This is a genomic window from Solicola gregarius (assembly GCF_025790165.1).
Classification (GTDB): Bacteria; Actinomycetota; Actinomycetes; order Propionibacteriales; family Nocardioidaceae; genus Solicola; species Solicola gregarius.
The window spans coordinates 1146389-1168753 of record NZ_CP094970.1 but is presented as its reverse complement, the minus strand read 5'-3'; the positions used below and the strand labels follow the sequence as shown (position 1 = coordinate 1168753).

Annotated in this window: 20 protein-coding genes and 1 tRNA gene; 9 read left to right on the top strand and 12 right to left on the bottom strand. The window is 68.9% G+C overall.

All coding sequences use genetic code 11. The features are described 5' to 3' along the window. Positions 1–16: 16 nt before the first annotated feature. Genes L0C25_RS05815 through L0C25_RS05785 form a run of 7 tightly spaced genes read right to left on the bottom strand, consistent with a single transcriptional unit; the run spans position 17 to position 7625 of the window. Positions 17–862 (bottom strand): fumarylacetoacetate hydrolase family protein, encoded by an 846-nt coding sequence (locus tag L0C25_RS05815; RefSeq protein WP_271635490.1) that lies wholly within the window; start codon positions 860–862, stop codon positions 17–19. Between the two features lie 46 nt (positions 863–908). After that, the gene (locus L0C25_RS05810; RefSeq protein ID WP_271635489.1) at positions 909–1820 is read right to left on the bottom strand and encodes an amidohydrolase family protein; all 912 of its coding nucleotides are present in this window, start codon (positions 1818–1820) and stop codon (positions 909–911) included. Next, positions 1817–3034 (bottom strand): vWA domain-containing protein, encoded by a 1218-nt coding sequence (locus L0C25_RS05805; RefSeq protein WP_271635488.1) that lies wholly within the window; start codon positions 3032–3034, stop codon positions 1817–1819. Before L0C25_RS05805 ends, L0C25_RS05810 begins: the two co-directional genes overlap by 4 nt. After that, a complete protein-coding gene (locus L0C25_RS05800) occupies positions 3034–3894 on the bottom strand; it encodes an AAA family ATPase (RefSeq protein WP_271635487.1) in 861 nt (286 codons plus the stop codon). The genes L0C25_RS05805 and L0C25_RS05800 overlap by 1 nt, the downstream gene beginning before the upstream one ends. Further along, the gene (locus L0C25_RS05795) at positions 3891–6290 is read right to left on the bottom strand and encodes a xanthine dehydrogenase family protein molybdopterin-binding subunit (RefSeq protein WP_271635486.1); all 2400 of its coding nucleotides are present in this window, start codon (positions 6288–6290) and stop codon (positions 3891–3893) included. The genes L0C25_RS05800 and L0C25_RS05795 overlap by 4 nt, the downstream gene beginning before the upstream one ends. Further along, positions 6290–6802 (bottom strand): (2Fe-2S)-binding protein, encoded by a 513-nt coding sequence (locus tag L0C25_RS05790; protein ID WP_271635485.1) that lies wholly within the window; start codon positions 6800–6802, stop codon positions 6290–6292. The genes L0C25_RS05795 and L0C25_RS05790 overlap by 1 nt, the downstream gene beginning before the upstream one ends. A 19-nt stretch (positions 6803–6821) precedes the next feature. Continuing rightward, the gene (locus L0C25_RS05785) at positions 6822–7625 is read right to left on the bottom strand and encodes an FAD binding domain-containing protein (RefSeq protein WP_271635484.1); all 804 of its coding nucleotides are present in this window, start codon (positions 7623–7625) and stop codon (positions 6822–6824) included. 156 nt (positions 7626–7781) lie between these two features. On the opposite strand from L0C25_RS05785, the gene L0C25_RS05780 reads away from it, so the two are divergent. Then, positions 7782–8432 (top strand): GntR family transcriptional regulator, encoded by a 651-nt coding sequence (locus L0C25_RS05780; RefSeq protein WP_271635483.1) that lies wholly within the window; start codon positions 7782–7784, stop codon positions 8430–8432. 31 nt (positions 8433–8463) lie between these two features. On the opposite strand, the gene L0C25_RS05775 is transcribed toward L0C25_RS05780, so the two are convergent. Beyond that, a complete protein-coding gene (locus L0C25_RS05775) occupies positions 8464–9057 on the bottom strand; it encodes a peptidase inhibitor family I36 protein (protein WP_271635482.1) in 594 nt (197 codons plus the stop codon). 106 nt (positions 9058–9163) lie between these two features. Further along, positions 9164–9655 (bottom strand): MarR family winged helix-turn-helix transcriptional regulator, encoded by a 492-nt coding sequence (locus L0C25_RS05770; protein ID WP_271635481.1) that lies wholly within the window; start codon positions 9653–9655, stop codon positions 9164–9166. Positions 9656–9832: 177 nt separating this feature from the next. Between L0C25_RS05770 and L0C25_RS05765 the strand changes: the two genes are divergently transcribed. The 5 genes from L0C25_RS05765 (at position 9833) to L0C25_RS05745 (ending at position 12386) form a co-directional block, all read left to right on the top strand. Further along, positions 9833–10048 carry a helix-turn-helix domain-containing protein gene (locus L0C25_RS05765; RefSeq protein WP_271635480.1) on the top strand — a complete coding sequence of 72 codons (216 nt, stop codon included), beginning with the start codon at positions 9833–9835 and terminating at the stop codon, positions 10046–10048. A gap of 2 nt (positions 10049–10050) precedes the next feature. Next, positions 10051–10581, top strand: coding sequence for a Clp protease N-terminal domain-containing protein (locus tag L0C25_RS05760; protein WP_271635479.1), 531 nt, complete (start codon positions 10051–10053; stop codon positions 10579–10581). Positions 10582–10771: 190 nt separating this feature from the next. Beyond that, a complete protein-coding gene (locus L0C25_RS05755; protein ID WP_271635478.1) occupies positions 10772–11542 on the top strand; it encodes a methyltransferase domain-containing protein in 771 nt (256 codons plus the stop codon). Next, positions 11539–12027 carry a GNAT family N-acetyltransferase gene (locus L0C25_RS05750; RefSeq protein WP_271635477.1) on the top strand — a complete coding sequence of 163 codons (489 nt, stop codon included), beginning with the start codon at positions 11539–11541 and terminating at the stop codon, positions 12025–12027. Before L0C25_RS05755 ends, L0C25_RS05750 begins: the two co-directional genes overlap by 4 nt. After that, positions 12024–12386 (top strand): VOC family protein, encoded by a 363-nt coding sequence (locus L0C25_RS05745; RefSeq protein WP_271635476.1) that lies wholly within the window; start codon positions 12024–12026, stop codon positions 12384–12386. The genes L0C25_RS05750 and L0C25_RS05745 overlap by 4 nt, the downstream gene beginning before the upstream one ends. On the opposite strand, the gene L0C25_RS05740 is transcribed toward L0C25_RS05745, so the two are convergent. Further along, a complete protein-coding gene (locus L0C25_RS05740; protein WP_271635475.1) occupies positions 12373–13050 on the bottom strand; it encodes a TetR/AcrR family transcriptional regulator in 678 nt (225 codons plus the stop codon). The genes L0C25_RS05745 and L0C25_RS05740 overlap by 14 nt on opposite strands. An 18-nt stretch (positions 13051–13068) precedes the next feature. Continuing rightward, positions 13069–14040 (bottom strand): acyl-CoA desaturase, encoded by a 972-nt coding sequence (locus L0C25_RS05735; protein ID WP_271635474.1) that lies wholly within the window; start codon positions 14038–14040, stop codon positions 13069–13071. Between the two features lie 186 nt (positions 14041–14226). Between L0C25_RS05735 and L0C25_RS05730 the strand changes: the two genes are divergently transcribed. From L0C25_RS05730 to L0C25_RS05720, 3 genes are all read left to right on the top strand, one after another. Further along, positions 14227–14309: transfer RNA gene (locus L0C25_RS05730), tRNA-Gln, on the top strand. A gap of 32 nt (positions 14310–14341) precedes the next feature. Further along, positions 14342–15820: a bifunctional UDP-N-acetylglucosamine diphosphorylase/glucosamine-1-phosphate N-acetyltransferase GlmU gene (gene glmU / locus L0C25_RS05725; protein ID WP_271635473.1), complete on the top strand. Its 1479-nt coding sequence runs from the start codon at positions 14342–14344 to the stop codon at positions 15818–15820. A 5-nt stretch (positions 15821–15825) separates the two neighbouring features. Then, entirely contained in the window at positions 15826–16806 is a 981-nt protein-coding gene (locus tag L0C25_RS05720; protein ID WP_271635472.1) for a ribose-phosphate diphosphokinase, read from the top strand. A 157-nt stretch (positions 16807–16963) separates the two neighbouring features. On the opposite strand, the gene L0C25_RS05715 is transcribed toward L0C25_RS05720, so the two are convergent. Beyond that, a complete protein-coding gene (locus L0C25_RS05715; RefSeq protein WP_271635471.1) occupies positions 16964–22300 on the bottom strand; it encodes a CHAT domain-containing protein in 5337 nt (1778 codons plus the stop codon). Positions 22301–22365 lie beyond the last annotated feature (65 nt).

Sequence of the window (22365 nt, the reverse complement as noted above, 5' to 3'; positions counted from 1 at the left end):
CGAGAAACGGGGGAAGCTAGCGGGTGACGACCGCCTGGGTCTGGCGACCGAGCGACTCGATCTCCAAGGCGACCGTGTCGCCCTGTGCGAGGTACGGGAACCGTCCGGAGAGCGCGACGCCCTCCGGCGTGCCCGTGAACACCAGGTCGCCCGGCTCGAGGATCATGCACTGAGACAGGTGCCAGACGAGGTACGGGACGGAGAAGATCAGGTCGGCGGTCGTCGAGTCCTGACGGGGTTCGTCGTTGACCCAGGAGCGGATCGCGAGGCTTGCCGGGTCGAGGTCGTCGGTGACGACCGACGGGCCTAGCGGCCCGAAGGTGGGAAAGCACTTCCCCTTCGACCACTGCCCGACCGACAGGTCGAGCTGCCAGTGCCGCTCCGACACGTCGTTGCCGATGGTGTACCCGGCGACATGGGCGAGTGCGTCGTCGACGGATCCGATCCGGTCGGCGCGCTTGCCGATGACAACGACCAGCTCGACCTCCCAGTCGGTCTTGACGCTGCCCGGCGGCAGGACGACGTCGTCGTCGGGACCCACCACGCAGCTGGGATGTTTGAAGAACACGATGGGGTTCTCCGGAGGAGGGCTCCCCGACTCGGCCGCGTGTGCCGCGTAGTTCTGGCCGATGCAGACGACGGCCGACGGGTTCGCGACGGGCGGTCCGATGCGCAACGTCTCGACATCGGGCAATGGTGCGAGCCGCCCCGACCCCAACGCCTCGCGTACGCGCTCGACTCCGTCGGAGGCGAAGAACGCGCGGCCGATGTCGTCGGTGAGCGGCGACAGGTCGTACGTCGTGCCGTTCGCGCGTACCGCGGGACGCTCTGCGCCGCGGTCCCCGAGTCGCATCAGTTCCATCTCTGGCTTCCTTTCGGTCCGGTACCTGAGTGGCCGGACGGTTTCGTCAGTCGTCGAGGCCGTACACCCGGCGCGCGTTGCCCGCGAAGACGGCATGCTGGTCGGCCGCTGACAGGTTGCCGAGCGCATCCCGCCAGGCGTCCACGAGTGGCGGCATCTCGGTCCAGATCTTCTCGACCGGGAAGTTCGTACCGAACATCGCGCGGTCGGCGCCGAACAGGTCGATGACTTCGCCGGCGACGAACTCGATCAGCCCTGCATCGACCCGGTGCACGAAGGTTCCCTGCCCGGTGAGCTTCACGACGACGTTCGGCTGCTCGGCGAGTGCGTGCATGCCCGCCCGCCACTCCTCGACCTCGGCCGGGTCCTGGCTCACCAGCATGCCCGCGTGTACGAGGACGAACGGCGTGTCGGGATTCTCCGCGACGAGTCGAGCCGCGTCTCGCATCTGCGGCGCGAAGACCTGAAGCTCGAACAGCCATCCGAGGTCTCGCAGCGCGGCGATGTTCTTGCGGAAGGTCGGGTCCGACATCGCGTCGGGCGTCGATGCGAAGCGGAACTCCGGGCGCTCGTGCCAGTGCAGCTGCAGGCGGGTTCCGCGAACGAGCGATGAGATCGAACGCTGTTCGAGCATGACGTCGACGGCGTCGTCGCCGAACAGGTCGGTGCAGCTGATGACGGCCGCGGGCCAACCGGATTCGCGATGGACCTGCTCCAGCCAACGGACCTCGTCGACAACCCTGTCGAGCGGCCAGTTCGCCTGTACGTAGACCGACTCGACGATGCCGGACGGGGTGGCGTCGTCGATGTACTCGTCCATCAGGTAGTCGCGCTTGATCGACTCGTACGAGCCGAAGATGCGCGGCACCGTCGGACCGTACAGCCACTCCATGTCCTGCTTGCGCCAGATGTGGTGATGGGCGTCGACAATGGGGCCCGCGTACCTGGAATCGCTCATGAGGCACTCCTCGTCGTCTCGGGGATCCGATCGCGGCGTTCACCGATGTGGTGTCGCTCGGACGTGCAGGTCGCCCGAAGCCGCTCGAGTTGCGTACGAGCGGAGGTGAGGTCGTCGACCCCCGCCAAGGCGTCGAGGTCGGCGAGAATTCCGGCCATCCCCCGGGTACGCGGGCGATAGGCCGGGTCGACGGCAAGGGGAGACCACCAGACGAGGCGGTGGCTGAGCAGCGAGAGCCGTCGGACCGTGCGATGCATCTGCTGGCATTCTCCGCGTTCGAGTCCGTCCGAGAGCACGATGACCACGGCATCACGGGCGGTCGCGACGTAGCGCGGGTTGTCGAGGAACTCGTCGATGACGGCGCCGATCCGGGTGCCGCCGTCGACGTCGCGCACGAGGTCGGTGAGCGACCCGAGCGCGGCGTCGACGTCACGGGTTCTCAACGCGGGGGTGACACGCGTCAATCTGGTGCCGAAGGTGAACGCCTCCGCGCGCTCACACCCGGCGATCAATGCGTGTGCGAGGCGTAGGTACGCCGTGCTGTACTGCTTCATCGACCCAGAGACGTCGATCAACAGCAGCACCCGACGTTGACGTCGTGGCCTACTGCGGCGACGCAGCACGATGATCTCGCCTTGCGTACGCCGGGCCAGAGTGCACACCCGCCGAAGGTCCAGCCAGTGCCCTCGCCTCGACGGCTTCCGCCGGTACGACCGGACGGCAGGGATCACCGTGGGCGCGAGCTGTCGAATGCGAGCCATCTCGTCGAGGGCCGCGCGGGGCGCGACGTCGAAGCGTCGTCGATGCTCGAGGTCGGCCGCACTCGGCTCCAGGCCGTCGTCCGTGCCACGGGGATCGACGTTCTCGGCCGTCGCAGTGGCGTCACGCCCCACCGGCCCCGGGACCTCGCCGTCGTCAGCGGGCCCGTCCTCGGGCGCCGGGCTAGGCGGGATGCTCTCGTCGGTGAACCACCGGGCGAAGACCGGATCGAGCACGTCGCGGTCGCGCAGGGAGCTGGTGAGCGTGGTGACGGCGATCCAGTACAGGACGTCGATGGCGTTCGGTCGACCGATCTCGATCCCGTGCAGGAAGTCGAGCTGCTTGGGCGTTGAGACGCAGAGGCCGCTGGTGCGCAGGTCCCGCAGGAAGCCGTGCAGGTGATCCGCCAGCTGACTCTCGAGCCGCGGTGCCGGCACCCGATGCTCGGCGGCCATCACGTCGAGTACACCTGGGAGTCGTGGCCGTCGACGAGCGCGAGGTCCTCCTCGTGCTTGACGGCCAGTCCGATCGCCGCTCGCATGGCATCGGCCCACTCCCAGCCCTCGTCGGCGAGCGTACGTGCGCCCTGCGCCCAGGCGACGGACTCGGCGATGCCCGGTGGCTTGAGCGGCGCGAGGCCGCGGATCGTGTTGACCGCATCCACGAGGACTGCCGCGCTCCGTTCGCTGAGCCCGGGCGCTCGTGCTCGGACGATCTCCCGCTCGCGATCGGCGTCGGGGAACGGGATCCAGTGGTAGAAGCAACGGCGCTTGAGCGCGTCGTGCAGCTCCCTCGTCCGGTTCGAGGTGAGGACGACGAGCGGCGGGGTCGTCGGGGTGACGGTCCCGATCTCGGGGATCGTGATCTGGAAGCCGTCGAGGAACTCGAGGAGGAACGCCTCGAACTCGCTGTCGGCGCGGTCGATCTCGTCGATCAGCAGGACCGCGCCGCTATCGACACGAAGGGCGCGCAGCAGCGGCCGTTCGAGGAGGAAGTCCGCACCGTACAGGTCCGCGGCTCCACGCTCGCTGGTCTCGGCCGAGCGTAGCTCCAACAGCTGTCGGGGGTAGTCCCACTCGTAGAGCGACTGTGACGCGTCCAGGCCCTCGTAGCACTGAAGCCGCACCAGCTCGCGGTCGAGCGCGCGGGCGAGTACGAGCGCCATCTCGGTCTTGCCGACCCCGGGTTCTCCCTCGAGAAGGAGGGGACGCGACAGGGTCTTCGCGAGGTGGACGGCCGTGATCAGCCCGTCGTCCGCGAAATAGCGCTCGGCGACGAGGCGCTCCGCGAGGTCGTCGCGGCTGAGCGTACTCATTCCCCGAGCCCGGCCTCGCGACGAGCGTCGAGGCCGCGTAGTACCGACTCCGGCGTGAACGGCATCGTGGTCAGGCGTACGCCGCACGCGTCGTAGACGGCGTTCGCGATCGCGGGAATCGGCGCGTTGGCCGTCATCTCGCCGATGCCCTTCGCTCCGTACGGGCCGTTGCTCGCCGGACGCTCGAGCAGGACGCTCGTCTGCGCGGGAGTGTCTGCCGGCCCGGGCATGAGGTACTGGCTGAAGTCGACCGGACCATGCTCGCGCGATGCCGGGTAGTACGGCTCGGTGGTCTCGAAGAGTGCGTGCGACACCCCCATCCAGGCGCCGCCCTCGACCTGTTGCATCGCCATCGCGGGATTCAGTGCCCGGCCGACCTCGTACGTGTTGTGCAGGGCGATGACCTCGATCACGCCGGTCTCGTCGTCCACCTCGACGTCGGCGACCGTGCAGGCGTGGGCCTGACACGAATCGGGGTCCATCTCACCGGTCTCCGGCACGGGTTCGCTCTTCTGCTTCAGGAACATCCCGCGACCCGAGATCGTCTTTCCCTGCTTGAAGTGTGCGGCCATCGCGACGTCGCTGACGTGGATCCGTTTCTCGGGTGCCCCGGTCACCAGGATGTCGCCGGACCCGTCCGTCTCGAGGTCGTGCGCGTCGACCTCCAGCTCCTCGGCCGCGACCTCGAGCATCACATCGCGCGCCTCGCGCGCCGCCATGATGACGGCGTTGCCGACGCGGTGCGTGCCTCGGCTCGCGAACGTACCCATGCAGTGCGGACCGGTGTCGGTGTCGGCCGTGTCGATGATGACGCTCTCGAACGGCATCCCGAGCGTCTCGGCCGCGCACTGCGCGACCACGGTCTTGAGCCCCTGCCCGAGGTCGACCGATGACAGGCTCACGACGAACCCACCGGTGGTCGTCGAGTGGATCAGCGCCTGGGAGGGATCGCCGCCGAGGTTCATCCCGGTCGGGTAGTTGACCGCGGCGTACCCGCGTCCACGGAGCAGCGTCATGGTCGTACCTCCCTCGGAGTCGACGACGACATCGACTCGAACTCGGCGGGCAGCTCCCGATCGACGAGCGTCGCCGCCCGTTGGATCACCTCGATCAGGGCAGTGCCGGAAGCGATCTTCCGGTGTGCCTTCAGATCGCCGTCCCGGTACGCGTTGCGCAGCCGGAGCTCCAACGGGTCCATGCCGATCGCGTCCGCGACGCGGTCCATCTGCGACTTCGAGCGCGAAGTCACCGATCGTGACTCCGAACCCGCGCATCGCGCTGGACGGGGTGCGGTTGGTGTAAACGCAGTGGCAGTCGACGTGGACGTTCGGGATCGTATAGGGCCCGGGCATGTGTGCGGCCGCCTTCGTCGTGCCGTACGGCGAGTGCCTCGAGTACGCGCCCGCGTCGACGTACAGCGTGATCTGGCGCGCCACGATGCGCCCGTCGTCCATCACGCCGTCCTTGATGTAGATGCGTTCGGCGGCACGGGTGGACGAGACCTGCATCTCGTCCTCGCGGCTGTACGCGTACTTGACCGGCCTGTCGGTCAGGGCGGCCGCGACGCAGGCGATCGGTTCGACGATCACGTCGACCTTGCCGCCGAACCCGCCGCCGACCGTCCCGCCGACGACCTGGAGGTCGGTGAACTGCCGGTCGAGGATGAGCGCCGTGTTGTCCAGCGTGAAGAAGGCCGCCTGCGTGTTGCTCCGGATCTGCAGCCGCCCGTTGCCTTGCGGGATGACGATGCAGCCGGTGGTCTCGGTCGGCGCGTGCTCGATCGGCGCGGAACGGTAGTCCCACTCGAACACCCGGTCCGCTGCCGCGAATCCGGCCTCGACGTCGCCCAGCCGGACGCGACGGGCGTGATGGCCCTCGTACACGAAGTGGTTCGTGCCGGACTGCTTGATGATGGGGGCGTCGGGGGCAAGTGCCTCCTCGACGTCGAGGACCGCCGGTAGGTCGGTGTAGTCGACGACCACCGCTGCCGCAGCGTCGCGTGCGGCGTCCTCGGATTCCGCGACGACCGCGACGATCGGCTCGCCGCGGTAGAGAACCCGGTCCTCCGCCAGCACGGGCTCGTCGTTCGGCTCGACGCCGATCAGTCGCAGCACCGTGTACCAGTTCTCCGGGATGTCGCGGTACGTCAGGGCCCGGATCACGCCCGGGACCGCGAGCGCCTCCGCGACGTCGACCCGGTTGATCGTGGCGTGGTGCCGATCCGAGCGATGGATCGCGATGTACGCCAGGTTCGCCGGGCTGATGTCTTCGAAGAACTCGGTCTGGCCCGTGACGTGACTGCGTGCGTCCGAGCGTCGTACGGAGGTTCCGATGACGTTGAACCCCGAGCCGGAGTCGCGCTCGCTCTCGAAGTAGTCCGGGTCGATCGAGGTCATCAGATCTCACCGCCGGTTGCGGTCGCGGCCTCTTCGGTACGCGCCCGCCCGCGCGCGGAGGCATCGAGAATCGCTCGGACGATCGGTTCGTAGCCCGTGCACCGGCAGACGTTCCCCGAGATCGCCTCGAGAACCTCTTCTCGACTCGGGTCCGGACTTCGCGCGAGGAGCGCCTCGGCCGACATGATCATGCCCGCCGTGCAGAATCCGCATTGGGTCGCGAATCCATCCACGAACGCCTGCTGCAGGTCGTTGAGCTCGCCCTCGGACGCGCGTCCCTCCAACGTATCGACGGCGGCGCCGTCGACCGTCACGACCGGGACCAGGCAGGACACGACGGGCTCGCCGTCGAGGAGCACGGTGCAGCTGCCGCAGGCGCCTTGGGCACATCCGCGTTTTGCCGCGGTGAGGTGCAGGGCCTCTCTCAGGGCCATCAGCAGCGTCGTGGGCGGGCGCGCGATGAACTCCTTGTCCGCGCCGTTCACCGTGAGGTTCACGATCTGGGATGCCATCGATTGTTCCTCCGACGGTTCAGTGGCCGAGCAACGCTCGGCGCAGGTGCGTTGGGAAGACCCGGGTGCGGTACCAGCTCGACGCGTAGGAGTCGCTCGCCGGCGTGAGCTCGGGCATGGCCGCCTCGGCGGCGTCGTGGACGTGGCCGGCCTCGAGACGTTTGCCGACGAGCAGCTGCTCGGCCGGCTCGGCACGGACGATCGTCGGTGCCATCGCGCCGACGGCGATCCGGATGTCCGACACGACATCGGCGCTCTCCGTGACGTGTGCGGCGATCGTGACGATCGACGCGGAGTTCTGCCGTCGCCGTGTCGCCTTGTGGAACCGCAACGCTCCGGGTGCCGGCGTACGGAACCGGATCCGGGTGACGATCTCGGCGGTCTCGAGCCCGTCGACGACGACCGTTCGCAGTGGTTGCGTCCTGGGGCCGGCGGGTCCGACCGTGTCGACCTCGGCGTCGAGCGCGACGAGCGCAACGGCGAGGTCGCCGTACGGCTGCGGCACGAAGCAGTTGCCGGCGATCGTCGCGAGCGTGCGGACCGGGGGAGCCGCGATCGAACCGATGACCGGGGCGAGGTACGAGAGCCGCGGCTCCGCCGCGATGCCGGCCAGCGTCGTACCGGCGCCGATCGCCGTCGTGGTCTCGTCGACGTCGACACCGCGGAGCTCCGCGTCGCGGAGGCTCACCAGTTCGGTGTCCGGCGACGCGTGCGTGTTCAGGTCAGGCATCACGTGTGTCCCGCCGGCCAGGATCGTCCCGCCGTCGGCGAGCGCGGCGACCGCATCCTGCACCGTGCGTGGCCTGTGCACCAGCGTTATCATCGGACTCCTATTATCGATATCGATAATGCACCGTAGCCGCGATGTCATATGCTCGTCAACGACGTACCTGAGCCACATCGCGAGGCTCGGCGAACCGGAGGCTGTGGCGCTTTGCCCGAGACCGAACCAGACATCGTGGGGATCCCCGTGCCTCGCGTGACGAGGCCGACGCTGAGCCAGCAGATCCGCGACGGACTACTCGAGCGGATCTTCTCCGGCGAGATGACGAGCGGCGAGCGCCTCGTCGAGACCCGGATCGCCGCGGAGTTCGGTACCAGTCAGGCGCCGGTACGAGAGGCGCTTCGCGATCTCGAGGGCCTCGGCCTGGTCGAGAATCGCCCGCGTCGCGGGCGCACGGTCGTTCCCTTCGTGGAGCAGACGATTCGCGAGGCGTACCTCGTGCGAGCGGCGTTGGAGGAGACGGCGACCCGGCTGGCGATGCTGAGCGACAGCGTGCCGTTCGCCCGCATGGAGGAGGACGTCACCGACATGTACCGCAGCGCCACCTCCGGCGACATGCGGGCGATGGGGTTGGCGAGCACGCGGTTCCACCGGCAAATCATCGAGGCGAGCAACAACTCGCTGCTGCGCCGCGCGTGGGAGGCCCTGCAGATCGAGGCGCGCACGGCGATCGCACTGATGGTGATCGGGCCGGACCTCGAGCAGGTGGCCGACGAGCATCGTGAGCTCCTCGACTCGTTGCGGGCGGGCGATGTCGACGCCGCCTGCCGACACACCCGTGACCATCAGTGGACGTACGCCGACCTGCCGCACGATGCGTACGGCAGGCCGCGCAACGTCTCGTAGGCGTACGCGAGGAGGCCCTGCCCGGGAGTGGTCAGCAGACCCGTAGGAAGTCGGCCTTGTTGTCGGGAATCACGTAGTACTGGTAGTTCCAGGCAGTCAGCTGCGCCATGGACCGAACCTTGCTCCCAGTCCAGTAGTAGAGCGTCGACTTCGTCCCGTCGGTCTGGTTGTTGACCCACGAGCTGGTCTTGTTGGTGAAGTCGTACCAGCGCAGCTTCTGGAACTTGCACTTGTAGAACTCGAGGCTTCGGCCTTCGAGGACCTCGTCCTCCCAGAGGCACACGCGGCCGTAGTCGCAGCCGTCGTCGCGGCTACCGATGGGCTTGTCCGCGGCGCGCGCACGTGTCTCACCGGGCAGCGGGATCGTCATGACCGCGCCCTTCTCGGGCCAGGCGATCTGATTGAGCCCGATGCGCTCTCCTCCGGGCGCCTTGCGCATGGTCTCGGCGACCTCGGCGTTCACCTGCGCGCGCTCGGCCGAGGTGAGGGTCGACGCGATCGTACGGTCGGTGCCGGACGTCGCTGCGGGCTCGTCCGCCGAGGCGGATCCGGCGAACGAGGTGAGGGCGAGTGCGCCGGCGGCGATGCCCAGTCCGAGACGTGCGTACGTGGTGATGCTCTTCATGGTTCGACTCCTGTCGTGTGGACGAGGTGGTGACTGTCGAGGCCAGGGTGTGCCGTTGCGCTGCCGGATCGCTGACACTCCGCTGCCGGTGCAGCGTCGTCGCAGGTCAGGCGGCGTCGAACGGCGTGACGAGCGTACGCAGCAGCGCGGCGAGCTGCGTGGAGTCCTTGGCCGGGAGTGCCGACAGCAGGTCACGCTCGCGGCGCAGCAGCTCCTCCAGCGCGGCGTCGACGCGCTTGCGCCCCTCGGGCGTGAGCCGTACCTGTACGCCGCGGCGGTCGGACGGGTCGGGGAGCCGCTCGACGAGAGCCCGATGGGCCAGGCGGTCGATGCGGTTGGTCATCGTGCCGCTCGTGACGAGCGTCTCGCGCAGCAGCCGGCCGGGCGAGAGTTGGTACGGCTCGCCCGAGCGGCGCAGCGCCGACAGCACGTCGAACTCCCACGACTCGAGCTCGGAGTCGGCGAACGCCGCCCGCCGTGCGAGGTCGAGATGCCTGGCCAGCCTGGACACCCGGCTGAGTACGCCCATCGGCGACACGTCGAGGTCGGGGCGCTCGCGCTGCCACGCCTCGATCAGCCGGTCCACCTCATCGCTCACGCGGCCAGCGTACCGGGTCAAGATTCTTGACGTCGAGATTCTCGGCGCGCGTACGGCCGTCCGTCGAGACGAATAGACATTTGTTACCCCCTGGCCTAACAAATGTCCATTTGCTCCGAACACCACCGGCCGTCAATAAAGGTTGACGTACGCGCAACGTCAATCTATATTGACGGTATGGCCACGAGATCGGAACTGACGGCGGCGGCGGCCGGGAGCGATCCGGCGACCGGGTTGCGCGCCGTACGCGCGCTGCGCGAGCTCGCGGAACGGCTCGAGGCGCTGCAGGTCGAGCGGGCTCGCGACCAGGGCTGGTCGTGGCAGCAGATTGCGGAGGCGCTCGACGTATCGCGCCAAGCTGCGCACCAGAAGCACGGACGCCGAAAGGGGTAGACATGTTCAACAGGTTCACGAAGGCGGCGCGGGAGTCGGTCACCGCCGCGCAGCGGATCGCACAGCAGTCGGGCGCGCGGCGGATCGAGCCGGCGCACCTGCTCGGCGGAGTCGTCGAGTCCGGCGGTCCGGGCGGCGACGCTCTCGAGTTCGTCGGGCTGGATCAGGCCCACCTCGACGACGGTGCGCGAGAGGATCCGCTCGACCCCCAGGCGCTCGCCATCTTGGGCATCGACCTGAGCGAGGTGCGCGGTGCCGTCGAGGAGTCGTTCGGCGAGGGTGCGCTGAGCCGCGCGCCGCGACGGTCGAAGCGGGGCCGGGTGCCGATGAGCCGCTCGGCCAAGTCGGCCCTCGAGCATGCGCTTCGCAACGCCACGAGGCTGGGCCACGGCTGGCTCGACACCGGCCATCTCGTGCTCGGCGTACTCGACGCCGACGATGCGCCCGTACGTGCGACACTCGCGCTCGCCGATGTCGATCCCGCCGTGCTTCGCCGCGAGGTCGAGCGGCGGATCGCGGCCGGCGCGGCCTAGCGGGGCGATCCGCGTTGCGATCGGTTACGCCCCGGTCGCTACCTAGTGGGTCTGGGCGTAACCGATCGCAAAGGAATGAGATCTGGGCGTAACCGATCGCAAAGGAATGAGATCTGGGCGTAACCGATCGCAACGCGGCCACTCTCTCGGCATCGTGTATCTTGACGTCGAGAGAAATTGGAGAACGCCGATGCCCCAGTGGAGCCCGACGACCTACCTGCGGTACGCCGGCGAGCGCGGCCGGCCGTTCGTCGACCTGGTCGCGCGCGTACCGATCGAGCCGGGCACCATCGTCGACCTCGGGTGCGGCCCCGGCCAGCTGAGCGACGTCCTGCGTACGCGCTGGCCCCGGGCCGACATCCTCGGTGTCGACTCCTCGCCCGAGATGATCGAGCGTGCCCGTCGCGACGACGCTGCCGAGCGCACGTCGTACGTGCTGGGCGACATCGCAACCTGGCAAGCCGAAACCCCGGTCGACCTGATCGTGTCCAACGCCGCGTTCCAGTGGGTTCCCGACCAGCTCGAGGTGATCCCGCGACTGCGCGAACACGTCGCGCCCGGCGGTGTGCTCGCCTTCCAGGTGCCGAACAACTTCGGCGAGCCGAGCCATGTGCTCCTGCGCGAGCTCGCCGCTGACCCGCGCTTCGCACCGCACCTCGGCGGCATCGAAGGCGCCCGCGGCGTCGACCCCAGTACGTACCTCGACCTCCTCGCGGCCGACGGGTGGTCAATCGACGTGTGGGAGACGACGTACTTCCATGTGCTCGAAGGTGACGACCCGGTGTTCGCCTGGGTGTCCGGCACCGGCGCGCGACCGTTCCTGCAGGCCCTGCCCGATGAGCTCCGCGGCGCCTTCGAAGCCGACTACCGGGCCGCCTTGCGCGACGCGTACCCGAAGCGCGCGTACGGAACCGTGCTGCCGTTCCAGCGTGTGTTCGTCGTGGCGAGGAGGGAAGTGTGATCCGGGAGGCTCAACCCGCCGACCTACAAGGGATTCTCGCGCTTCTTGCCGAGGACGCGATCCGTTCCTTCGAGGAGCCGGCCGCGCCGACCGCACGCCAGCGCGCGGCCCTCGACGAGCTCATCGCCGACCCCGCCCACGAGGTGCTTGTCGACGAGCGCGACGGGCGTCTCGTCGCCACGGCACAGGTGAGCTGGCTGCGGGTGCTGATCTATGACGGCGGGCTGATCTGCCAGATCGAGTCGGTACGCACGGCGTCCGACCTGCGTGGGCAGGGCATCGGCAAAGCGCTGATGGAGTACGTGGTCGACCGTGCGCGCGAACGCGGCTGCGCCCGCATCCAGCTGACGACCAACAGTCAACGCATCCGAGCTCACCAGTTCTACGAGCGCCTCGGCTTCACTGCCTCGCACGTCGGCATGAAGCTGCAGCTCGTCGGTGCCGATGCGGGCCTCCGGGGTCGGCCCGAAGGGAGTAGCACATGAAGCTGCATCACGTACAGGTCTCCTGCCCGCCCGGCGGCGAAGGCTCGGCGCGAAAGTTCTACGCCGAAACGCTAGGCCTGCTTGAGATACCGAAGCCGCCGCTGCTGGCGGCGCGCGGCGGTGCGTGGTTCGCCGACGACGACTTCGAGCTCCATGTCGGCGTCGAAGCCGACTTCGCGCCTGCCCGCAAGGCGCATCCCTGCTTCGCCGTCGACGACGTCGATGCGTACGCGGCGCGCGTCGGTGCTGCCGGGTACCCCGTGGAATGGGACGACACGATCCCGGACGTACGCCGCTTCCACACCGCCGACGGGCATGGCAACCGCGTCGAGGTACGAGCGCAGCTCACGTCTCGTTGAGCGTCGGCTCCTGCTCGAGCCCGGACAAACCGCGCCAGGCGAGGTTGACCAGGTGCGCGGCCACGACCTCCTTGCTCGGTTCGCGGGCATCGAGCCACCACTGACCGGTGGAGCCCACCATGCCCACGAGCATCTGCGCGTACATCGGCGCCAGTGGTGCCTCGTAACCGCGGTCCTTGAACTCCTCGATCAGGATGTCCTCGACCCGGCTGACGACGTCGCCGATGATCGTGACGTACGTGCCGGACGACCCGACAGGGGAGTCGCGGACGATGATCGCGAAGCCGTCGGACGAGCCCTCGATGTAGTCGAGCAATGCGAGCGCGGCCTGTTGGAGGAGCTCGCGGGGGTGCCCAGACGTCAACGCAGACTGCATCATCGTCAGCAGCGTGCGTACCTCGCGATCGACGACGACCGCGTACACGCCTTCCTTGCCGCCGAAGTGCTCGTACACGATCGGCTTCGAGACATCGGCACGCGCCGCGATCTCCTCGACCGTGGTGCCGTCGAAGCCGCGTTCGGCGAAGACGCCGCGGGCGATCGAGATCAGCTGCTCGCGCCGCTCGGCCGACGTCATCCGCGTACGCGGGACTCGGCGCGCACGCGGCACGACCTCTGCGGGCTCGGCCGAGCCGGACTCCGCAGAGGAGTCGGTGGGAGTCATGTCACCAGCCTCCCAACGTCAGACTCGTCGTGCCTCCAGGCGCGATGCCACCGGCCAGCGTACGTCGTGCACCCACCCGAGCTTCTCGAACAGCCAGATCGTGCGTGCGGAGATGTCGAGCTGCGCGCGGAGTACGCCGTGGCGCGCGCAGGTCGGATCGGCGTGGTGCAGGTTGTGCCACGACTCGCCCATCGACGGGATCGCGAGCCACCAGACGTTGCCGGAGCGGTCGCGGGTACGGAACGGGCTCTCGCCGATCGTGTGGCAGATGGAGTTGATCGACCAGGTGACGTGGTGCAGCAGGAAGATGCGCACCAGCGTGCCCCAGAAGAACGCGGTCACCGCGCCCTGCCACGACCAGGTGATCAGGCCGCCGGCGACCGGCGCCGCGAGCAGCGAGACCAGCACCAGCCACGGGAAGGCGCGCCCGATGCGCACGATGTCGTTGTCCTTGAGCAGATCCGGTGCGTACTGGCGCTGCGGCGTCTGGTCGGCGTTGAACATCCAGCCCATGTGGGCGTACGCGAACCCCTTGCTGAGCGCGCCGATCGACTCGCCGTAACGCCACGGCGAGTGCGGGTCGCCATCGCGGTCGGAGAACTTGTGATGCTTGCGATGGTCGGCGACCCAGCGGGTGACCGGACCCTCGATGGCCATGCTGCCGGCGATCGCGAGGGCGATCTTGACGCCGCGGTTCGGCTTGAACGACTTGTGCGTGAACAGCCGGTGGTAGCCGACGGTGATGCCCAGCGCCGTCACGGCGTACAGCACCATCGCGATCACGACGTCGCTCCAGCCGAGCCAGCCGCCCCACGCGACGGGGATCGCGGCGAGCGTCGCGAGGAACGGCACGACGACGAAGGCGCCGAGGGCGAGTTGCTCCTTGCGGCTCGGCGGAGCGCCGCTCGTGCCATGCGCCCCGGGCTCCGGGGTGCCGTGAGTCTCCTGGGCTGAGTCGGACTCGGATCCGGCGATCGATGGTGACGTCATGTGGCCTTCCTCGGTGCCGAGAGGGGAGAGGAGGTCTCGCCCGACACCCGCTAACCTACGTGTGCGTAAGTTTCAGTGTGACGGCTACCACGGCGTACGGCAACCTCCTCGTACCGCCGCGTCGCTGCCCCCGGGGCAGACCCGGATGCGGTCAGGCCGCAGGGTTTCGTACGCTGGCGTGCACGATCCCCGGTTGGTCTGTCGGCAGGGCCCGCCGCACTTTGAATGCGGATAAAGCGACGTAGGTTCGACTCCTACCCGGGGAGCCATGTCCGCAGCCCAGGCCAGGGAGCTTACGCAGATGAGTGACGTACGTCCGGTGACGGTGATCGTTCTCGCGGCGGGGGCCGGTACGCGGATGAAGTCGCGTACCAGCAAGCTGCTGCACCCCATCGGCGGGCGCACGCTGATCGGGCACGCGCTCGCCGCAGCCGAAGGCATCGAGCCCGACCGGGTCGTTGCCGTGACCGGCCACGATCGTGAGCAGGTCGAGGCGCACATCGCGGAGATCGCGCCAGATGCCGCGACCGCCGTACAGCAGGAGCAGAACGGCACCGGCCACGCGGTGCGGTGCGGTCTGACTGCCCTGCCCGAGCAGCCTTCCGGCACCGTCGTGGTGACGTACGGCGACGTACCGCTGCTCGAGGCCGCGACCGTTCGGGCGTTCGTCGGCGACCATCAGGCCGGCGGCCGCGACGTGAGCGTGCTGACCGCAGAGGTCGACGACCCGACCGGCTACGGGCGGATCGTCCGTGACTCGCACGGCGCCGTCTCCCGGATCGTCGAGCAGAAGGACGCCACCGACGCCGAGCGGGCGATCCGCGAGATCAACAGCGGCATCTTCGCGTTCGACGCGGCCTACCTCGTCGCCGCGCTCGCGCGCATCGGCACCGACAACGCGCAGGGCGAGATGTATCTCACCGATGTGGTCGAGATCGCGCGCGCCGACGAACGCGTGGTCGGCGCGTACGTGCTCGACGACGTGTGGCAGACCGAGGGCGTCAACAACCGCGTACAGCTCGCGACGCTCGGCGCCGAGCTCAACCGCCGGACGCTGCGCCGCTGGATGCTCGACGGCGTCACCGTTGTCGACCCGGACGCGACGTGGGTCGATGTCACGGTCAGGCTCGCGCCCGACGTGACGCTGCTGCCTGGCGTACAGCTGCACGGCGCGACCGAGGTCGCGTCGGGAGCGACGATCGGGCCCGACACGACGCTGACCGACGTGACGATCGGGGAGCGTGCGCAGGTCGTACGCACCCACGGCAGCGGCGCCGTCATCGGTGCCGGCGCGACGGTCGGCCCGTTCGCGTACCTGCGACCCGGTACGTCGCTCGGCGACGGTGCGAAGATCGGCACGTACGTCGAGACCAAGCAGGCGACAATCGGCGACGGCGCGAAGGTGCCCCACCTCAGTTACGTCGGAGACGCCACCGTCGGCGATCACACGAACATCGGCGCGGGCACGATCTTCGCCAACTACGACGGCATGAACAAGCACCGGACGACCGTCGGCCGGCACTGCAAGACCGGCTCCAACAATGTGTTCGTCGCGCCCGTGACGATCGGCGACGGCGCCGCGACCGGGGGCGGCACGACCGTACGAGACGACGTGCCTCCGGGTGCGCTCGCCGTGTCGGCCGGACCCCAGCGCAATATCGACGGATGGGTGTTCAAGCGCCGCGCGGGTACCCCGGCGGCAGACGCCGCGGGTGCCGCCGCAGCGGGTAGCGCCGACGTCGTGCACACTGATAGTGCAGCGACCAGCGACGAGGAGTAGCACCCGTGGGCAGTCTCGAGCGCACGACCAAAAAGAACCTGATGGTGTTCTCCGGAAGAGCGCACCCCGCGCTCTCCAAGGAGGTCGCCAGACTGCTCGGCATCGGGCTCGTCCCGACGGCCTTGTACGACTTCGCGAACGGCGAGATCTACGTCCGTTACGAGGAGTCCGTACGCGGCTGCGACGCCTTCGTGATCCAGAGCCACACGGCTCCGATCAACGAGGCGATCATGGAGCACCTGATCATGGTCGACGCGCTGAAACGCGCCTCGGCCAAGCGCATCACGGTGATCCAGCCGTTCTACGGGTACGCCCGCCAGGACAAGAAGCACCGCGGCCGCGAGCCGATCTCGGCGCGGCTGATGGCCGACATGTTCAAGGTCGCCGGCGCCGACCGGCTGATGACCGTCGACCTGCACACGGCGCAGATCCAGGGCTACTTCGACGGACCGGTCGACCACCTGCTCGCGATGCCGATCCTGGCGGACCACGTCGAGGAGAAGTACGGCGGCGAGCCGCTCGCGGTCGTGTCCCCCGACGCCGGGCGGATCAAGGTCGCGGAGGCATGGTCCGAGCGACTCGGTGGGGCGCCGCTGGCTTTCATCCACAAGACCCGCAACATCGACCGGCCGAACGAGTCACAGGCCAACCGCGTCGTCGGTGAGGTCGAGGGCCGGGTGTGCGTACTCGTCGACGACCTGATCGACACCGGCGGCACCATCGTGCAGGCGGCCGAGGCGCTCAAGGCCGACGGCGCCGCCGATGTCGTGATCGCCGCGACGCACGCTGTGTTCTCCGGCCCCGCGGTAGACCGGCTGAAGAACAGCGTCGTACGCGAGGTCGTGGTGACCAACACGCTGCCGATCGCCGACGAGTGCCGCTTCGACAAGCTGACCGAGCTGTCCATCGCACCGCTGCTCTCGCGCGCCGTACGCGAGGTGTTCGAGGACGGTTCGGTCACCAGCCTGTTCAACGGCCGCGCCTGACCGAATCTCGGTCGTTCCTCGCCATGTGGTTCCGGTGAGCGTTCGCTGATCACGCGCCCGTCGGCGCGTGCTTCGTCGTCACTGCACGGTCACGGCGAGGCGGCAGTCCGTCCTGCGGGCGTTCGAGGGCGCGCACCTCGTACTCGAACGCCGAGCCTCACGCCGGCGGTCGCGTGCGCTCTGCCCACGGCTGCACGGTCATCTCGACCTGCTGGATGGTCTGCCGACGCTGCCGAGCGACGTCGCCTTCGCGCGGCAGGCACTCGTGTAGGAGGGCGATCCACTGCATCGCGGTCGCCCGTTCGCGCTTGCTGAGACCCTTGTCGAACACCCGGGTGTACGCCTCCGCGACGTCGGCCGCGGCGGGCGTACCGCCCACGACGTGGAGGGCGAGGTCGGCGTCGGCAAGCCTGAGCCGTTCGAACGGCGCGGCCGACCACGGCGCCTCCTCGGCCAGCTTGCGGACCTGGCGGATCCGCTTGACCATCTCCTCGACCCTGCCGGAGTCGACCGGGCCGCCGTTCGCCTCGTGAACCGCCCCGAGCCATTCGAAGACGATGGCGGCAAGTGTGGTGTACTGCCGGTCCTTGCCGTCCATGAATGCGCCGGACGCCTTCTGGAACGCCCGCCACGCGGCGGTCAGGTCGCGTTGCATGGCCGCTCGTTCCTCGCTGCAATCTCGGTCGGGCTCACCGCTCCGCTCGTCCCTCGATGCACGATTCGCCGCTCCGTCTCCTCGCCGCTCGGCGATGCGGCACCACAGCCGGTGCTGGCGGAGGTTCGCCTCGGCCTTGAGCAGCTCAGGGTCTGCCGGCTCGGAGTCCGCGGACTGCGTCGACAGCTCACGCCACAGTCCCAGCAGGTGCTGAGCGGTAGCGAAATGGTCTTGGTTGTCCTCGGTGCCGATGCGCAGGTGCTCGGCGCCGAGGTGGGTGTGCGCGCCCATCAGCTGCGCGATGATGTCGAAACCCGCCGTCGCGCCGCCGGTGCGCAACGCGTCGTTGTACGAACCGATCGCGCCCTCGTAGTCGCCCAACGCCCGGTACACCTCGCCGATCGCCTGGTGCTCGTTGCCCTGCAGCCAGCCGCGCTGCGCACCGCACTCCCGGGCGTCGTCCAGCTCCGCGCGGATGCACGCCTCGTCGGCATCGTCGGCGAACAGCGCGCGTTGGGTCAGGGTCTCGAGCTGCTCACGGAGCCCGCGGCGAGACGTCGGATCGGTCGCGATGCTGGTCTGGCTGTACCGCTCCAGCTGGAATGCGGGCTCGCCGTACACCTGGTACGCACCCCAGGTGTTCGTCGTCTGGCCGAATCGGTCGTACACGCGCTTGCGGGCGTTCAGGGTCGTGGCACCGAGATTGTCTCCGCTGAGGAGCCCGTCGTAGAAGTGGGTCGCGAAGGCCTCCGCGGCCGCATCGTCGACGGCCCAACCGGCCGCGACGACAGCGCGAATTCCGTTGTCGATGAGCTTGCGCGACACGCTCGAGGCGAGGTGGTCGGGTCTGCCGATGCCGCTGCCGAGGTGGCAGCAGTTGAGGAAGACCAGGTCCGGTGTCGTCTGCATCTGCTCGAACTCGTGGGTGGTGAGGAACCGGTCGGGGCCGATGCAGACACCGCTTCGATCGGGGTCGCTCTCGTCGTACGCGCCGTGCGCGGCGATATGGATGATGCGGTACTCGTGCGCGAACAACGCGTTCATTACGGCCTCGGTGTCGATCCGTTCGTCCTTCTCGTCACGCGAGATCAGCCGGTTCACCTCCCACCCTCTGGTCTCGAGGAGGGTGGCGACTGCGTTGGCCTCACGTACGGCTGCGGCGAGTCGAGGCTTGCCCGGACCGGCGTACGGGTCCCCGATGACCAGGGCCTTGCGGCCGGGCGAGGTGCGGATCATCTCCCGGATGCGGGTCGTCTCTAGCCGGCGGATCATGCCGACCTCGATGGCGATCGGGCGTACTCCGTCGTCGAACGACCGCGTCGCCAGCATCTCGAACGGCAGCGCCGCGGCGGCTCCGTCGAGCAGGTACATGATGTGCTCACTGGGCCGTCCCTGGCCCTTCATCGAGCGCGGTACGAGCAGTTCGTAGAGCGTGTTGTAGACCTGCTCGTCGACCGACGGAGTACGAATGCACTGCTCGACCAGCTCGTCGATCAGCCGGTGCTGCGCGCGGCTGATCAGCGTGGACGCGCCCGCGCTGCGACCGGTCTCGGTGAAGCTGAGCTCGCGCAGCCCGCTGTCCGCGCCGTCGGTTGCCGTGCCGCTCACCCGGATCGTCCGCCAGCGATCGGCGTTGTAGTTGGTGCGGGGTGTGCCAGGGCGCCCCTCGAAGCCCTCTTGCAGTACGCCGGCGATGCGAAGTACGTCGTCCTCGTCGGCTGTTGCATCGGGACGAAGCCTGGCGGCAGCGTGCAGGGCCTCGATCGCGCGGTCTTCGTAGAGCTCGTAGATCTTTAGGGACGCGACATGGTGGGGCAGCCCTTGGTCGCGGACGCGACGGTTGGCGCGCCGTACGCCGGTGAGCAGCGCTCCGACCGCCGAGGCAATGGGCATGGAGCCGAGGCCGGCCGTCCCGATCAGTACGGTTGCGAGTTCCAGTTGCTCCGGCTCCTCGTCGTCGGTCGCGCGGACGGCGACGAGCCGAAGGACGGCCTGCGTGACGCCGGCGGTGAGCTGTCCGGGGCTCAGGTCGCCGGGGTCGCCGATGCCGATCACCGCCGCGCCGGCTCCGGGGCGCTCAGGTCGGACGAACAGCTGGCAGGTGCCGAGCGGCCCGGGGTACTGGCCGAGCAGGCGGTGCCGCTGGAGCGTGCCGTCGAGCCGCTCATCGAGGGCCTTCTCCGCGCCCCCGATCGGCGTGCCGTACTGGGTGCCGACGATGAGCTTCTCCGACGCGCTGGCGAGGTTGCCGTGCACAATGGCGACGTCGAGGGTCGTCTGGTCGCGAGGCGGCGGCAGCGGCGCGTGCATGCCTGCCCAGACGAGATCGTCGGCGGTCGGGAAGACCGCGGGGAAGACGGTCGGTGCGGCCGAGATCTCCTCGACCGGATGTGGTGGCGCGGTCGTCGGCGATGTCGCGCCGACGGTGCCTGCGAGGAGCCCTGCGACCAGGTTGATCGCACCGTCATCGGTCACGAGCCGGTCGAAGGGAAGCCGGAGATAGTGCGTCTCGAGCCCGTCCGCAGCCCGCCCGTCGGCCGCGCTCGGGAGCGCGACGTGCCCGTCGCCGTCGCTGGTGAGTGCAAGGGTCGCAGGGTTGTCCGGGTGCGGAGTCCAGGTGTACGCCGCCCGTCCGAACACGGCCGCGTACCCGTTCCAGCTGGCGGCGGGAGCGTCAACGCCGGCCGGATGTCGTCCGTCGCCCGCGCCGCAGGCGTCGCGTAGGAGCGCCCCGATGACGGACGGGTCGTCGCCGTCGATGAGCGCCAGCGAGGCGGCCAAGGCATCACGCCCCTCGCCGCGTGCGGTGTCGCTCGACGTACCGGCCAGGGCGGGGCTGAGTAGGACGCGCCGACCGCTCAGGCCGCCGATCGGCGAGCCCGGCAGATCATGGGCCAGCGTGACGATGCGACATCCCGAGCCGTGCGCAACCAGGTGAACCGGCTCGCGTACTCCGTCGCTCGCGAGGAGTGTGTTGAGCTCGGTTGCCGCCGACGCCAGCGGCGACCTGCAGTCGTACGCGAACTCGCGTACGTCGTAATGCTCGCCCAGCGCGTCGACCAACCCCGCGTACTGGTCGACAAGGCCGGTCGGAGACCAGGCGCATCGACTCGGGTCGAGGAAGTCGCGGATACCAATCGTCGTCAGGGCGGACGGGTCCGGCCAGGCGGGTTGCCCGTCGACCGTCACCTTGCTGCCGAACAGGTCCGGGACCACGACGACTGTGCCGACCGGGCCTTCGGAGGTGAGGCTGCGAGAGGGCGCACGTTTCGGTGCGGTCAGCGATGCCGCGAAGCCACTCACCGTGCCCAGGTCCTTCGCGTTCAGCCAGCGCTCCATCGCGGCACGCGCGATCTGGTCGGTGAAATAGTTGGAGTGGGAGTATGCGGCGCCCTTGAACATCGCGACCGCGGGTTCGGCACGGGGAACGCCTTCGACCATTGCCGACGTGTTGACGACCATGTCGTGGTCCTCGCGGAAGTACAGATCGGCCCCGAGCACCTTCAGTCGCTTGAGGAGTCCGCTGCCTTCGACGTCGCCGGCGATCGCGGCCATCCGGTCGTTCGCCACGACCCCGGCACGGGTGTTGATGGTCGCGATGAACGGCGACTCGGGCATCTGCGCCTCGAGCCCGGGCACGGCGCGTACATCGCTGCGTTGGTCGAGGAAGGTCAGCAGCAATAGCTTCACCAGCTCGACGACGCCCGTGGCCCGCAGACCGGGAATCAGCCGGAACAGGTTGAACAGGTACGAGGCGTAGCGATCGAGACGGCGTGATGCGAGCAGCGTGCCGCGCGCCGGGCACGCAACCCGGACGAAGCGCTCAACGCTCAGCTCGCGCTCGGCCACGATCGCGCGCAGCTGGGGGAGCGCCTCGATGTCGGGTGCCATCAACGCGCGGTCGTCGACGCCGAAGCGCCTGACCGCCGTCTCGTACGCCTCCAGGTCCGGCTTGATGTGCGCCGCAACCTGTGCGGCCGCGAGGCTCAGTGCCTCGCCGACGAGTCCACCGCGGGAGTGGCTGACGATCTGCAGCCTCGCCCCCGACGGCAGAACCTGCGCCGCGTCGACCGCGTTCTGCACGGGCGTCTTGCCGAGGGTGGCATGTTCGAGCGCGAACGCGCGCCCGGCGTGCCGCTCGGACAATCGGGACCATTCGCGCGTCCCGCGTAGGCCGGGGAAGGCGGCCTCGGTATGGGAGAACGTGCCGTGTAGGAGCAACAGGACGGGTCCGCCGCCGTCGAGGGGTTGCTCGACGCGCTGGCGTGGTTCGAGGAGCAGCCCCTCGTCGACCGCGTACAGGCCGGGAGTCTTCGCCTTCTTGCGGCGCAGGGATGCTTCGGCCTCGTCCGGGACGGGCTTGTCGATCCACTCGGCGATCCGGCGCATGGCTCGGCGTGCCACCGGCGAGATCAGCGTACGGCCGGCCCTGCCGATGACGGCGTCCTTCAGTGCGTCGTCGAGCTCCGCCACGGCGGCCCTGATGTCGGGATCGGTCAACGTGAACGACGACCGCGTCACGCCGACGATCGGGCTGTCTCCGCGGCGAGCGTCGAACAGGTCCTCGAGATGGCCGCTGCGAAGGCCCTTCAGGTCGTTCCTGGCCCGCTCCATCGTGGTGAACCGCACCAGTCCGTTGGCGGTCTCGATCTCGAGGACGTCGGAGTCGTCGCCATCGAGTTCGACGGTCTGCTGGACGTCACGCCCTGCGCTGGTCCGAGTGGTGACCTGCTGGCGTGCTCGGTACGACACCCCCGGGCCGGCCAGCTGCTCGAAGTCGTCGAGCGCGCTGATCGCATCGCCGTGGTCGTACCCCTGAACCAGCAAACCATTGGACATGGCAGGCCTCGCCTTGCTCCAACTTGAGGTTAGACCCGTTCGTGGCGCGGGTATCGGAAACCGGG

Excerpts from the sequence above, each read along its gene's own strand:
- L0C25_RS05740 (WP_271635475.1), bottom strand. The coding sequence starts at position 13,050 with ATGACTCCCACCGACTCCTCTGCGGAGTCCGGCTCGGCCGAGCCCGCA.
- L0C25_RS05805 (WP_271635488.1), bottom strand. The coding sequence starts at position 3,034 with ATGGCCGCCGAGCATCGGGTGCCGGCACCGCGGCTCGAGAGTCAGCTG.
- L0C25_RS05810 (WP_271635489.1), bottom strand. The coding sequence starts at position 1,820 with ATGAGCGATTCCAGGTACGCGGGCCCCATTGTCGACGCCCATCACCAC.
- L0C25_RS05765 (WP_271635480.1), top strand. The coding sequence starts at position 9,833 with ATGGCCACGAGATCGGAACTGACGGCGGCGGCGGCCGGGAGCGATCCG.
- L0C25_RS05790 (WP_271635485.1), bottom strand. The coding sequence starts at position 6,802 with ATGGCATCCCAGATCGTGAACCTCACGGTGAACGGCGCGGACAAGGAG.
- L0C25_RS05760 (WP_271635479.1), top strand. The coding sequence starts at position 10,051 with ATGTTCAACAGGTTCACGAAGGCGGCGCGGGAGTCGGTCACCGCCGCG.
- L0C25_RS05785 (WP_271635484.1), bottom strand. The coding sequence starts at position 7,625 with ATGATAACGCTGGTGCACAGGCCACGCACGGTGCAGGATGCGGTCGCC.
- L0C25_RS05775 (WP_271635482.1), bottom strand. The coding sequence starts at position 9,057 with ATGAAGAGCATCACCACGTACGCACGTCTCGGACTGGGCATCGCCGCC.
- glmU (WP_271635473.1), top strand. The coding sequence starts at position 14,342 with ATGAGTGACGTACGTCCGGTGACGGTGATCGTTCTCGCGGCGGGGGCC.
- L0C25_RS05745 (WP_271635476.1), top strand. The coding sequence starts at position 12,024 with ATGAAGCTGCATCACGTACAGGTCTCCTGCCCGCCCGGCGGCGAAGGC.
- L0C25_RS05800 (WP_271635487.1), bottom strand. The coding sequence starts at position 3,894 with ATGAGTACGCTCAGCCGCGACGACCTCGCGGAGCGCCTCGTCGCCGAG.
- L0C25_RS05795 (WP_271635486.1), bottom strand. The coding sequence starts at position 6,290 with ATGACCTCGATCGACCCGGACTACTTCGAGAGCGAGCGCGACTCCGGC.
- L0C25_RS05815 (WP_271635490.1), bottom strand. The coding sequence starts at position 862 with ATGGAACTGATGCGACTCGGGGACCGCGGCGCAGAGCGTCCCGCGGTA.
- L0C25_RS05755 (WP_271635478.1), top strand. The coding sequence starts at position 10,772 with ATGCCCCAGTGGAGCCCGACGACCTACCTGCGGTACGCCGGCGAGCGC.
- L0C25_RS05735 (WP_271635474.1), bottom strand. The coding sequence starts at position 14,040 with ATGACGTCACCATCGATCGCCGGATCCGAGTCCGACTCAGCCCAGGAG.
- L0C25_RS05715 (WP_271635471.1), bottom strand. The coding sequence starts at position 22,300 with ATGTCCAATGGTTTGCTGGTTCAGGGGTACGACCACGGCGATGCGATC.